Annotated in this window: 10 protein-coding genes and 1 riboswitch; of the genes, 9 read left to right on the forward strand and 1 reads right to left on the reverse strand. The window is 72.7% G+C overall.

The window, feature by feature from the left end:
* The first annotated feature begins 7 nt into the window (after positions 1–7).
* The 4 genes from ACP4J0_RS07785 to ACP4J0_RS07800 all read left to right on the forward strand — a co-directional run bounded on the left by ACP4J0_RS07785 (position 8) and on the right by ACP4J0_RS07800 (position 4,803).
* Positions 8–1,390, forward strand: a complete 1,383-nt coding sequence (locus tag ACP4J0_RS07785; RefSeq protein ID WP_426597877.1) for a M16 family metallopeptidase — start codon at positions 8–10, stop codon at positions 1,388–1,390.
* On the forward strand, positions 1,387–2,775 hold the full coding sequence (locus ACP4J0_RS07790; RefSeq protein WP_426597878.1) for a M16 family metallopeptidase: 1,389 nt from the start codon (positions 1,387–1,389) through the stop codon (positions 2,773–2,775). Before ACP4J0_RS07785 ends, ACP4J0_RS07790 begins: the two co-directional genes overlap by 4 nt.
* Positions 2,776–2,965: 190 nt before the next feature.
* Positions 2,966–3,130, forward strand: a riboswitch (cyclic di-AMP (ydaO/yuaA leader).
* A 12-nt stretch (positions 3,131–3,142) separates the two neighbouring features.
* Positions 3,143–3,907: a M23 family metallopeptidase gene (locus ACP4J0_RS07795; protein WP_426597879.1), complete on the forward strand. Its 765-nt coding sequence runs from the start codon at positions 3,143–3,145 to the stop codon at positions 3,905–3,907.
* 200 nt (positions 3,908–4,107) lie between these two features.
* A complete protein-coding gene (locus tag ACP4J0_RS07800) occupies positions 4,108–4,803 on the forward strand; it encodes a GntR family transcriptional regulator (protein WP_426597880.1) in 696 nt (231 codons plus the stop codon).
* Positions 4,804–5,042: 239 nt separating this feature from the next.
* On the opposite strand, the gene ACP4J0_RS07805 is transcribed toward ACP4J0_RS07800, so the two are convergent.
* Complete coding sequence (locus ACP4J0_RS07805; RefSeq protein ID WP_053138275.1) at positions 5,043–5,324, reverse strand: HPr family phosphocarrier protein; 282 nt, start codon at positions 5,322–5,324, stop codon at positions 5,043–5,045.
* A gap of 197 nt (positions 5,325–5,521) precedes the next feature.
* Here ACP4J0_RS07805 and ACP4J0_RS07810 point away from each other — a divergent pair, with 197 nt between their 5' ends.
* The 5 genes from ACP4J0_RS07810 (at position 5,522) to ACP4J0_RS07830 (ending at position 12,078) form a co-directional block, all read left to right on the forward strand.
* Complete coding sequence (locus tag ACP4J0_RS07810; RefSeq protein ID WP_426597881.1) at positions 5,522–8,752, forward strand: GNAT family N-acetyltransferase; 3,231 nt, start codon at positions 5,522–5,524, stop codon at positions 8,750–8,752.
* A 62-nt stretch (positions 8,753–8,814) separates the two neighbouring features.
* Positions 8,815–9,411 (forward strand): DUF5998 family protein, encoded by a 597-nt coding sequence (locus ACP4J0_RS07815; protein WP_426521837.1) that lies wholly within the window; start codon positions 8,815–8,817, stop codon positions 9,409–9,411.
* Positions 9,411–10,604, forward strand: coding sequence for an alkaline phosphatase family protein (locus ACP4J0_RS07820; protein ID WP_426597882.1), 1,194 nt, complete (start codon positions 9,411–9,413; stop codon positions 10,602–10,604). The genes ACP4J0_RS07815 and ACP4J0_RS07820 overlap by 1 nt, the downstream gene beginning before the upstream one ends.
* Positions 10,605–10,657: 53 nt before the next feature.
* Entirely contained in the window at positions 10,658–11,311 is a 654-nt protein-coding gene (locus ACP4J0_RS07825; RefSeq protein ID WP_426597883.1) for a thymidine kinase, read from the forward strand.
* A gap of 233 nt (positions 11,312–11,544) precedes the next feature.
* The gene (locus ACP4J0_RS07830) at positions 11,545–12,078 is read left to right on the forward strand and encodes a DUF7134 domain-containing protein (RefSeq protein WP_426597884.1); all 534 of its coding nucleotides are present in this window, start codon (positions 11,545–11,547) and stop codon (positions 12,076–12,078) included.
* Positions 12,079–12,095 lie beyond the last annotated feature (17 nt).

A 12,095-nucleotide genomic window follows, 5' to 3' on the forward strand; every position in this document is an offset into this window, starting at 1 on the left:
GACGTACATGCCCATGGGTCACACGGCCACAGCCCAGGCAGGCTCCGGCGGCCTGACAGCGACCGAGCACCGCCTGGCCAACGGCCTGCGCGTGGTGCTCTCCGAGGACCACCTGACCCCGGTCGCGGCGGTGTGCCTCTGGTACGACGTCGGCTCCCGCCACGAAGTCAAGGGGCGTACCGGCCTGGCTCACCTTTTCGAGCACCTCATGTTCCAGGGTTCCGCCCAGGTCAAGGGCAACGGCCACTTCGAGCTGGTGCAGGGCGCCGGCGGCTCGCTCAACGGCACCACCAGCTTCGAGCGGACCAACTACTTCGAGACCATGCCCGCCCACCAGCTGGAGCTCGCTCTGTGGCTGGAGGCCGACCGCATGGGCTCCCTGCTGGCCGCCCTGGACGACGAGTCGATGGAGAACCAGCGTGACGTCGTCAAGAACGAGCGCCGCCAGCGCTACGACAACGTGCCCTACGGCACGGCCTTCGAGAAGCTGACCGCCCTCGCCTACCCGGAGGGCCACCCCTACCACCACACGCCGATCGGCTCGATGGCCGACCTGGACGCGGCGACGCTGGAGGACGCGCGCGCGTTCTTCCGCACCTACTACGCGCCGAACAACGCGGTGCTGTCGGTCGTCGGCGACATCGACCCCGAGCAGACGCTCGCCTGGATCGAGAAGTACTTCGGTTCCATCGCCTCGCACGACGGCAAGCAGGCCCCCCGGGACGGCTCGCTGCCGGATGTCATGGGCGGGCAGCTGCGCGAGATCGTCGAGGAGGAGGTCCCGGCCCGCGCCCTGATGGCGGCCTACCGCCTGCCGGAGGACGGCACGCGCGCGTGCGACGCGGCCGACGTGGCTCTCACCGTCCTGGGCGGCGGCGAGTCGTCCCGCCTGTACAACCGGCTGGTGCGCCGCGACCGCACGGCCGTCGCCGCCGGGTTCGGTCTGCTGCGGCTCGCCGGAGCACCCTCCCTGGGGTGGCTGGACGTGAAGACGTCCGGTGACGTCGAGGTGCCGGTCATCGAGTCCGCCATCGACGAGGAGCTCGCCCGGTTCGCGGAGGAGGGGCCCACGCCGGAGGAGATGGAGCGCGCCCAGGCCCAGTTGGAGCGCGAGTGGCTGGACCGCCTGGGTACGGTCGCGGGCCGCGCCGACGAACTGTGCCGGTACGCCGTCCTGTTCGGCGACCCGCAGCTCGCCCTCACCGCCGTGCAGCGGGTGCTCGAGGTGACGGCAGAGGAGGTCCAGGAGGTCGCCAAGGCACGCCTGCGTCCCGACAACCGCGCGGTGCTCGTCTACGAGCCCACGGCCCCCGCCGACGCCGACGACAACGCCGACGACAACGACGCCGACACGAACGCCACCGACGAGAACGAGGAGGCGGCCAAGTGACCGAGCTCGCCACCATGGAATTCCACCCTCAGCCGCAGGCCGGCGAGCCCAAGCCGTGGGCGTTCCCGGCCCCGGAGCGCGGCAGCCTCGACAACGGCCTGACGGTGCTGCGCTGCCACCGCCCCGGCCAGCAGGTCGTCGCTGTCGAGATCAATCTGGACGCACCCCTCGACGCCGAACCGGCCGGCCTCGACGGCCTCGCCACGATCATGGCGCGCGCCTTCTCCGAGGGCACCGACAAGCACTCCGCCGAGGAGTTCGCCGCCGAGCTGGAGCGCTGCGGCGCCACCCTCGACGCACACGCCGACCACCCCGGCGTCCGGCTGAGCCTGGAGGTGCCCGTCTCGCGCCTCGCCAAGGCCCTCGGCCTGGTCGCCGACGCCCTCCGGGCGCCCGCGTTCGCGGACAGCGAAGTCGAGCGGCTGGTCCGCAACCGGCTCGACGAGATTCCGCACGAGCTGGCCAACCCGGCACGCCGCGCGGCCAAGGAGCTCTACAAGGAGCTGTTCCCGGCCGGGACGCGCATGTCGCGCCCGCGTCAGGGCACCGAGGAGACGGTCGCGAGCATCGACTCCGCGGCCGTACGCGCCTTCTACGAGAAGCACGTCCGGCCCGCCACGGCCACCGCGGTGGTCGTCGGCGACCTCACCGGCGTCGACCTCGACGCGCTGCTCGGTGACACGCTGGGCGCGTGGACCGGCTCCGCCGCCGAGCCGCGTCCCGTGCCGCCGGTGACCGCCGACGACAGGGGCCGGGTCGTCATCGTGGACCGCCCCGGAGCCGTCCAGACGCAGCTGCTGATCGGTCGCACCGGCTCCGACCGGCACGACCGCGTGTGGCCCGCCCAGGTGCTCGGCGCCTACTGCCTCGGCGGCACCCTCACCTCGCGCCTGGACCGCGTCCTGCGCGAGGAGAAGGGCTACACCTACGGCGTGCGGTCGTTCGCACAGGTCCTGCGTTCCGCGCCCGACGGCACGGGCGCCGCCCTGCTGGCCATCAGCGGCTCCGTCGACACCCCCAACACCGGTCCCGCGCTGGAGGACCTGTGGACGGTGCTGCGGAAGGTCGCGGAGGGCGGGCTCACCGACGCCGAGCGCGACGTCGCCGTGCAGAACCTGGTCGGTGTGGCGCCGCTGAAGTACGAGACGGCTGCGGCCGTGGCGAGCACGCTGGCCGACCAGGTCGAACAGCACCTGCCGGACGACTACCAGGCCACGCTCTACCGCCAACTGGCCGCCACGGGAACCGTGGAGGCCACGGCGGCGGTCGTGAACGCCTTCCCGGTGGACCGTCTGGTGACGGTCCTCGTCGGCGACGCGGCGCAGATCAAGGAGCCCGTCGAGGCCCTCGGCATCGGTGAAGTGACCGTCGTGGCGGCCGAGTAGCGGCACGCGCGCGTGGCGGCCCTGGTGACCACAGTGTCACCAGGGCCGCCTTTTGTCCGAATTGAGGGGCTGACTGACCGTCTGCCCTGTGGCGTGCGCTACAAAAGGCCGGTTGCGTTTGAGGATTGAAGACACCCCGTTTAGCGTCGTCCGGGCTGTTCGTCAGGCAGTGCGCCGCACCCGCGGCACCGGACAGCCATCGCCGAGTCCCCGTACGGCGCGAGCCAGGGGAGCCGGGGACCCATCGCAGTCCCTGGGGTGAATCGGACGCCCGCGCGTGAAGCGAGGGGGTCCGTAGGAGACCTTCCTGCTCCGAACCCGTCAGCTAACCCGGTAGGCGAGAGGGAAGGAAAGGACCAGCCTCCACATGGCGTTCACGCGCGCCACCGGCAAGCATCGCCGTCCCAGCCGGATGCATCGCACCACCGCCCACGCGGCGGGCGTCGCGGCCCTCGCCACCACCGGTGTCGTCGGCACCCTCGCCGCTCCGGCGCTCGCCGCCGAGTCCGAGGCGGAGCAGAGCGGACTCACCCCGGTCGTCACCATCGGCGACGCCGTAGCCGACGAGATCGACGCCCAGGCCACCGCGCAGAAGCGGGCCGCGCTGGACGCCGCCGCCCGTGAGGCGGCCCAGGAGGCCGCACGCGAGCGGGCCGTCGAGGCGGCCGAGGAGGCACGCGAGGCCAAGGAGCGCGCCGCGCGCGAGGCGGAGCGCGAGCGCCTCAACACCTTCGTGTCGCCGATCACCGCCTCCTACGTCTCCACCGCCTACCAGGCCGGCAGCTCCCTGTGGTCCTCGGGCAGCCACACCGGCATCGACTTCCACGCCGCGAGCGGCACCTCCGTGCACGCGGTCGGTGTCGGCACCGTCGTCGAGGCCGGCTGGGGCGGGGCGTACGGCAACCAGGTCGTGATCAGGATGCACGACGGCACGTACACGCAGTACGGCCACCTGTCCTCCATCGCCGTCTCGGTCGGCCAGGCGGTCGCCGCCGGTCACCAGATCGGCCTCTCCGGCGCCACCGGCAACGTCACCGGAGCCCACCTGCACTTCGAGGCCCGTACGAGCCCCGAGTACGGCTCGGACATGGACCCCGTCGCCTATCTCCGCTCCCACGGTGTGAACGTCTGACGACGGACGGTACGGCACTCGAACGCCCCGGCTCCCGAGCCGGGGCGTTCGCATTTCCGTGGGTGATCCAGGCGTCGCCGCTGTCCAAAAAATGTCCATGAAATCCGCCCCGCCGTCGGAATATCCGCCCGACTGGCCTAGAGTCACTGCTCACGCGTCAATCGTCGACGTTTTCTTGGGGATCAAGGCGGAGGTCGGGCATGCGTATTCCGGCGCACTCGGTGTGCACGGCGATCCGGGACGACATCGTCGCCGGCGTCCACGGGCGCGGCAGCCGGCTCACCGAGGAACTGCTCGCCCGCCGTTACGGAGTCTCCCGCGTCCCGGTCCGTGAGGCCCTGCGCACGCTGGAGGCCGAGGGCTTCGTGGTGACCCGGCGGCATGCGGGCGCGTGCGTGGCGGAACCCGGCGAACAGGAGGCCGCCGACCTGTTGGAGGCCCGTACGCTCCTCGAACCCCTCGGCGCCTCCCGGGCCGCCCGGCGCCGTACCGAGGCCCACCTCAAGGTGCTGCGCGGACTGGTCAGGCTGGGGCAGGAGCGGGCCAGGCAGGGCAACAGCGAGGATCTGCGTTCCCTGGGCGGCTGGTTCCACGACACCCTCGCCCAGGCCGCGGGCAGCCCCTCCCTGGCGGCGTTGCTGACCCAGTTGCGCCACAAGATCGCTTGGATGTACACCGTGGACGCGCCGGCCGGACCCGTGGAGTACTGGGCGGAGCACGGTGCGATCGCCGACGCGGTGGCCCGGGGCGACAGCGAGCGCGCGCGGGCGCTCATGATGCTGCACACCGAGCGGTCGACGCCGGGATACCGGCTGCGATTCGCTTCCGACGGCGAACGGACAAGGCGTGTGAGGAAATCGCAACGTGCCGTAAACACGTCGAGCCTGCGGGCTTAACGCGAGGGCCGTATACAAGAGAGGGTAAGAGTAATTCGAGGAGTCTTTTTTGCTGCCCGGCTGCCCGGTTGCCCGACTTTCTGGCTTCTCGACTTTCTGACTTCTCGACTTCCTGGCCTACCGACGCCCCGGAATGCCCGGATGCCCGCAGAAGAGCGAAGCCGAAAGAAATCAAAAGGCCCGCCCGGTGGTCCGGGCGGGCCTTTCAATGCTGCTGTCCGTCAGACGGTTCAGACGGCTCAGACGGTCTCGGGAAGCTCCTCGAGCCCTTCGGAGACCAGCTTCGCCAGCCGCTCCAGGGCGGCGTCCGCGCCCTCGGCGTCGGAGGCGAGGACGATCTCCTCGCCGCCCTGGGCGCCGAGGCCGAGGACGGCCAGCATGGAGGCCGCGTTGACGGGGGAACCGTCGGCCTTGGCGATCGTCACCGGGACGCCTGTGGCCGTGGCGGCTCGGACGAAGATGGAGGCGGGGCGGGCGTGGAGGCCCTCGGCCCAGCCGACGTTGACGCGGCGCTCAGCCATGTGATGCTGCCCTTCAGGTATTCAGGGGTTCATGTTGTCTAGACCAGTCTTGTCTAGACCAGTTTCCCACATCGTGAAGCGTGCCCGGACGGCTGTGTGCCGCCCGTGTGGTCGTCGGACCGCGGCCTCGGTCCGAGCTTCCGTCCTCCACAGACTGCCTCGCGCCGTTGTCGTACGCGAGCCGTACTCTGGGGCCCATGCAGACCTCGTCGGACCGGCACGAGTACCCCGCCCATTGGGAGGCCGACGTGGTGCTGCGCGACGGCGGCACCGCGCGCGTCCGCCCCATCACCGTTGATGACGCCGAGCGCCTGGTCAGCTTCTACGAGCAGGTCTCCGACGAGTCGAAGTACTACCGCTTCTTCGCGCCGTACCCTCGCCTGTCCGCCAAGGACGTCCACCGCTTCACGCACCACGACTTTGTGGACCGGGTGGGACTCGCGGCCACCATCGGCGGCGAGTTCATCGCCACCGTACGCTACGACCGGATCGGCGCCGGTGGAACACCCGCGACGTCCCACCCCTCGCCCACCACCGCCCTTGCCGGAGGGCGCTTCGCGCCCGCCCCTCCCGTCTCCGACGAGGCCGAGGTCGCCTTTCTCGTCCAGGACGCCCACCAGGGGCGCGGCGTCGCCTCCGCGCTGCTGGAACACATCGCCGCCGTCGCCCGTGAGCGCGGCATCCGCCGCTTCGCCGCCGAGGTGCTGCCCGCCAACACCAAGATGATCAAGGTGTTCATGGACGCCGGGTACACCCAGAAGCGGAGTTTCGAGGACGGCGTGGTCCGCCTGGAGTTCGGCCTCGAACCCACCGACCGCTCGCTCGCCGTGCAGTACGCGCGCGAGCACCGCGCGGAGGCGCGTTCCGTTCAGCGGCTGCTGCAGCCCGGGTCGGTGGCGGTCATCGGCACCGGCCGCACACCCGGAGGCGTCGGCCGCAGCATCCTCGGCAACATCCGGGACGCGGGCTACACGGGGTCGCTGTACGCCGTGAACAAGGCGTTCCCCCAGGGCGGCACGGAACTGGACGGGGTCCCGGCGCGCCGCTCGGTGCGCGACATCGACGGCCCCGTCGACCTGGCCGTCGTCACCGTGCCCGCCGAGCACGTCCCCGAGGTGGTCACCGAGTGCGGCGAGCACGGGGTGCAGGGTCTCGTCGTGATCTCCGCCGGATACGCCGACAGCGGCCCCGAAGGACGCGAACGCCAGCGCGCACTCGTGCGGCACGCGCGCACGTACGGCATGCGGATCATCGGGCCCAACGCCTTCGGGATCATCAACACGTCCCCGGACGTGCGGCTCAACGCCTCCCTCGCCCCCGAGATGCCCCGCACCGGACGGATCGGCCTGTTCGCCCAGTCCGGTGCCATCGGCATCGCCCTGCTGTCCCGGCTGCACCGGCGCGGCGGCGGGGTCACCGGCGTCACCGGCGTGTCGAGCTTCGTCTCGTCCGGCAACCGGGCCGACGTCTCCGGCAACGACGTCCTTCAGTACTGGTACGACGACCCGGAGACGGACGTCGCGCTGATGTACCTGGAGTCCATCGGCAACCCGCGCAAGTTCACCCGCCTGGCACGGCGGACGGCGGCCGTCAAACCGCTGGTCGTGGTGCAGGGCGCCCGGCACGGGGGTGTGGCGCCCCAGGGGCACGCCGTACGGGCGACACGGCTGCCGCACGCGACGGTCTCCGCGCTGCTGAGGCAGGCCGGCGTGATCCGGGTCGACACGATCACCGACCTGGTCGACGCGGGTCTGCTCCTCGCCCGCCAGCCGCTGCCCGCCGGACCGAGGGTGGCGATCCTCGGGAACTCGGAATCACTGGGGCTGCTGACGTACGACGCCTGCCTCTCCGAGGGGCTGCGGCCGCACCCTCCCCTGGACCTGACCACGGCAGCCTCGGCCGGCGACTTCCACGAGGCCCTGTCCCGGGCCCTGGCCGACGACACGTGCGACGCGGTGGTGGTGACCGCCATCCCGACGGTGGGGGAGGGGCAGGCGGGAGACGCGGCGCTGGCGGAGGCCCTCCGCTCGGCGGCGGCCGGGGTGCCCGCCAAGCCGGTCCTCGTGGTCCACGTGGAGCTGGGCGGCCTGGCGGAGGCCCTGTCCGCGGCGACGAGCACGGCGCCGCAGGCGGTTCCGCCCGGCGGGCCGCGGGCCGCCTCGTCCGACGGGCGGGAGACGGCGGCTTCGGCCGCCGGCCCCCGGGTGGCTTCGACGGCGGAGAGCCGGGCTGCCCCATCCGACGAGCCCCAGGCCGTCTCGTCCGACGGGCCCCAGGCCGCTGCGCCCACCGATCCCCAGGTTGCCTCGTCCACCGCCGATCCCCGGGCCGCCTCGTCCACCGATCCCCGGGCCGCCTCGTCCACCGATCCCCGGGCCGCCTCGTCCACCGATCCCCGGGCCGCCTCGTCCGCCGAGCCCCAGGTGGCCCCGGCCCCCGGGCCGCACGCGCTCTCGGCCGCCGTGCCCCGGGCGCCCCTGGCCTCCGGGGCAGGCGCCGTCGACCGCCCCGCCTCCGCGCAGCGGCCCTCCACCGGCGAGCCCGGCGGCGGGGGGACGGAAGGCGCCCGCCTCATCCCGGCCTACCCCGCCGCCGAACGCGCCGTCCGCGCCCTCGCCCAGGCCGTCGCCTACGCCCAGTGGCGACGCGACGCCGCCGACCCCGGCAAGGTGCCGGAGTACGAGGACATCGACGAGAAGGGCGCCGCCGAGCTGATATCCGGGCACCTCGCGCGCGGGCAGGGGCTCACGCTCGGCCCGCAGGAGACCTGCGACCTGCTCGGCAGGTACGGCATCCATGTCCACCGCGCCCTGCCCGCCCCCACCCCCGACGACGCCGTCGCCGCCGCGCGGACCATCGGCTACCCCGTCGCCCTCAAGGCCACCGCCCCGCACCTGCGCCACCGCGCCGACCTGGGCGGCGTACGCCTGGACCTCGCGGACGAGGAGCAGCTGCGGCGGGCATACGCCGAGTTGACCGAGCTGTTCGGGAAGCCCGAGGAGCTGCGCCCCGTGGTGCAGGGCATGGCCCCGCGCGGCGTCGACACGGTCGTACGGGCGGTCATCGACCCGGCGGCCGGCGCGGTGCTCTCCTTCGGTCTGGCCAGCGCGGCCACGCAACTGCTCGGCGACATGGCGCACCGGCTGGTCCCGGTCACCGACCGCGACGCCACCTCGCTCATCCGCTCGATCCGCACCGCGCCCCTCCTCTTCGGCTGGCGCGGCTCGGCCCCGGTCGACAGCTCCGCCCTGGAGGAACTGCTGCTGCGGGTCTCCCGGCTGGTGGACGACCACCCGGAGGTCGTCGCGGTCACCCTGGAACCGGTCGTCGTCGCCCCGCGCGGCCTGAGCGTCCTCGGCGCCGCCGTCCGCCTGGCTCCTCCTCCCGCCAGGGACGACCTCGGCCCGCGGACCCTGCCGGCGTACTGACCGCCCGCGCCCCGGGACGGGTCTCGCACGAGCGTGCCGCGCAGTCGGCGCGCCCCCGTAGGATGGACGGCATGGCCAAGACCAGTACGACGACCCAGGGGCTGCGAGCGGCGATCGAGCGCAGCGGCTACTACCCGGCCCTCGTGGCCGAGGCGGTGGAGGCCGCTGTGGGCGGCGAGCCCGTGCGGTCGTACCTGGTCCACCAGGAGACGACGTTCGACCAGAACGAGGTGCGCCGGCACGTGACCGTGCTCGTGCTCACCGGCAACCGCTTCATCGTCAGCCACACCGACGAGCAGGCCGCCGACGACACCTCCCCGACGCCGTACGCCACGACGTCCACGGAGTCCGTCAAGCTCGGCCGGATCTCGTCCATCGTCGTCAGCCGCGTGGTCGCCAACCCGGAGCAGTACAAGCCGGGCACGCTGCCCCGCGAGATCGTGCTGACCATCGGCTGGGGCGCCGTCTCCCGCCTCGACCTCGAGCCGGCCGCCTGCGGCGACCCCAACTGCGAGGCCGACCACGGCTACACGGGCAGCTCGACGGCCGACGACCTCAGCCTGCGCGTCAGCGAGGCCGGCGACGGCCCGGAGACGGTGCGCCAGGCGCTCACCTTCGCCCAGGCCCTCTCCGAGGCGACCGCGGACACCTCCCGCTGATGGCGCAGCACACCGCCTGGGACACCGAGCCGGAACCCCTCCCCGTCGACTCCGCCCCCGTACCCGAGTACGGCACCGGATCGCTCGCCGACCTGCTGCCCACGCTCGCCGCAGGCCTCGGCGTCCCCGGCACGACCGCCGGGATCACGGAGCTGACCCCCGCCGACCGGAACTGCGTGTTCCTGATCGACGGCCTCGGCTGGGAGCAGCTGCGTGCGCACCCGGAGGACGCCCCCTTCCTGACCTCGCTGCTGGGCAGCTCACGGGGCGGCACCGGACGCCCGATCACCGCCGGCTACCCGGCGACCACCGCGACCTCCCTCGCCTCCGTCGGCACCGGTCTGCCGCCGGGCGCCCACGGCCTGCCCGGCTACACCGTGCGCGACCCGGCCACCGGCGCGCTGATGAACCAGCTGCGCTGGCAGCCGTGGACCGCACCGGGCCGCTGGCAGCCGTACCCCACCGTCTTCGGCCTCGCCCACGAGGCGGGTGTGCACGCCGCCCAGGTCTCCTCCCCGACCTTCGCGAACACCCCGCTCACCAAGGTCGCGCTCAGCGGTGGTGAGTTCCACGGACGCCTGTCCGGCGAGGACCGCATGGACTGCGCCGCCGAGCAGCTGGCCCGCGCCGACCGTTCCCTCGTCTACACGTACTACGCCGAGGTCGACGGCGCCGGCCACCGCTTCGGCGTCGACTCCGACACCTGGCGCGGCCAGCTCGCGCACGTCGACCGGCTCGTCCAGCGCCTCGCCGAGCAGCTGCCGCCGCGCAGCGCCCTGTACGTCACCGCCGACCACGGCATGATCGACGTGCCCTTCGACGAGGACCACCGCATCGACTTCGACGAGGACTGGGAGCTGAAGGCGGGCGTCGCCCTCCTCGGCGGCGAGGGCCGCGCCCGGCACGTCTACGCCGTCCCCGGCGCGCACAACGACGTACTGACCTGCTGGCGGGAAGTGCTCGGCGAGCAGTTCTGGGTGGCGTCCCGCGACGAGGCGATCGACGCGGGCTGGTTCGGTCCCCGCATCGACGACCGGGTGTACGACCGCATCGGCGACGTGGTCGCCGCCGCGCGGGACGACGTGCTGCTCATCGCCTCCGAGCGTGAGCCGAACGAGTCGTCGATGGTCGGCAACCACGGGTCGATGACCCCTGCCGAGCAGCTCGTCCCCTTGCTCGAAATCCGCTCCTGACCCACCCCCCCCCGCGTACCCCGCCCTCTCTGCCGAAAGGTGCTCAGCCCCTCATGCCCGAGCTCGTGTTCTTCTCCGGAACCATGGACTGCGGGAAGTCGACACTTGCTCTGCAGATCGGTCACAACCGGTCGGCGCGAGGACTACAGGGTGTGATCTTCACGCGGGACGACCGTGCGGGGGAGGGGAAGCTTTCCTCGCGGCTGGGTCTGGTGACGGAGGCGACCGAGGCGGCTCCGGGCATGGATCTGCACGCCTACCTCGTGGATCGGCTGTCGCGGGGCGGCAGGGTGGACTACGTGATCGTGGACGAGGCGCAGTTCCTCGCCCCGGAGCAGATCGACCAGTTGGCACGCGTCGTGGACGACCTGGGCCTGGACGTCTTCGCCTTCGGCATCACCACCGACTTCCGCACGAAGCTGTTCCCCGGCTCGCAGCGGCTGATCGAGCTGGCGGACCGGATCGAGACCCTTCAGGTCGAGGCGATGTGCTGGTGTGGTGCGCGTGCCACGCACAACGCCCGCACGGTGGGCGGCGAGATGGTCGTGGCGGGCGAGCAGGTCGTCGTCGGAGATGTGAACGGCCCGGCCGCGGAGGTCGGTTACGAGGTGCTGTGCCGACGTCACCACCGCCGCCGGATGACGAGTGTCTCCGCGCACGCCGGCGCGCTCTCACCGGACGTCCTGCCGGTGGCCCCGCCTGAGTGACACCGGCCGTACCGCCGGTCACGGGGCCTTTTCCACCTCCTTTTGAGGTGGTGGGAGGAGGGCTCGACGCGTGCCGGCCCACGGCTGTGGCCGCTGACCGGAACGAGCACCGCCCACCGCCACCCCACCAGGCCGTCGACCGGCCGGCGTCCCTCGCGGGTCGGGGCCGCGGCGGAAGCGCTGTCGCGCGGAACGTTGGACGCGCCGTCAACCGAGCGCATACGTTCGCGCGCATGGGTGACACCCCTTTTCGGCGCCTGGTCATGCTCGACGTGCCTGCTGCCCTCGGGTTCGCACTGCTTCCGCACGTGTCGGCACTGCGGCCGGCCGGGGGCGGCGAGGTGGGCGACGGCACCGTAGGGCTGTTGTCCCTGAGCGTCGCGCTGGCGTTGGCCGCCCGCCGGCTGTGGCCCGTCCCGGTCTTCGGATGCGTCCTGACCACCGCCTGCGTGGCACTGGCGGTCGGAGCCGGACCGGCCCTGTTCCCGGCCGCCTCCTACGCCCTGTACGCGGTGGCCACGACGAGGAGCGGACCACCGGTGCTGTCCGCGGCCTTCGTCGCGGGGCTGTGCGCCGCGGGCGCGGCCCTGCTCACGGTCACGGGAGGGCAGAGCCAGCAGGGCGGAGGCAAGGCCGTGCAGACCGTGTTCGGACTGCTCGTTCTCGGCGCCACCTGGGCGGCGGGTTCGGCCGTCCGGGAACGGAGGGAGAGCACGCGGCGCGCGGTCGGCCGACGCACCCCGCACCCGCCGGACGCGCACCACTGACCGTCCGGTGGCATCGC

Source organism: Streptomyces sp. WG7 (assembly GCF_049975785.1).
GTDB lineage: Bacteria > Actinomycetota > Actinomycetes > Streptomycetales > Streptomycetaceae > Streptomyces.

What these genes read in the sequence shown, in the direction of transcription:
- ACP4J0_RS07795 (WP_426597879.1), top strand. Translation starts at nt 3,143, where the DNA reads ATGGCGTTCACGCGCGCCACCGGCAAGCATCGCCGTCCCAGCCGGATG.
- ACP4J0_RS07815 (WP_426521837.1), top strand. Translation starts at nt 8,815, where the DNA reads ATGGACGGCATGGCCAAGACCAGTACGACGACCCAGGGGCTGCGAGCG.
- ACP4J0_RS07825 (WP_426597883.1), top strand. Translation starts at nt 10,658, where the DNA reads ATGCCCGAGCTCGTGTTCTTCTCCGGAACCATGGACTGCGGGAAGTCG.
- ACP4J0_RS07785 (WP_426597877.1), top strand. Translation starts at nt 8, where the DNA reads ATGCCCATGGGTCACACGGCCACAGCCCAGGCAGGCTCCGGCGGCCTG.
- ACP4J0_RS07800 (WP_426597880.1), top strand. Translation starts at nt 4,108, where the DNA reads ATGCGTATTCCGGCGCACTCGGTGTGCACGGCGATCCGGGACGACATC.
- ACP4J0_RS07805 (WP_053138275.1), bottom strand. Translation starts at nt 5,324, where the DNA reads ATGGCTGAGCGCCGCGTCAACGTCGGCTGGGCCGAGGGCCTCCACGCC.
- ACP4J0_RS07820 (WP_426597882.1), top strand. Translation starts at nt 9,411, where the DNA reads ATGGCGCAGCACACCGCCTGGGACACCGAGCCGGAACCCCTCCCCGTC.
- ACP4J0_RS07810 (WP_426597881.1), top strand. Translation starts at nt 5,522, where the DNA reads ATGCAGACCTCGTCGGACCGGCACGAGTACCCCGCCCATTGGGAGGCC.
- ACP4J0_RS07830 (WP_426597884.1), top strand. Translation starts at nt 11,545, where the DNA reads ATGGGTGACACCCCTTTTCGGCGCCTGGTCATGCTCGACGTGCCTGCT.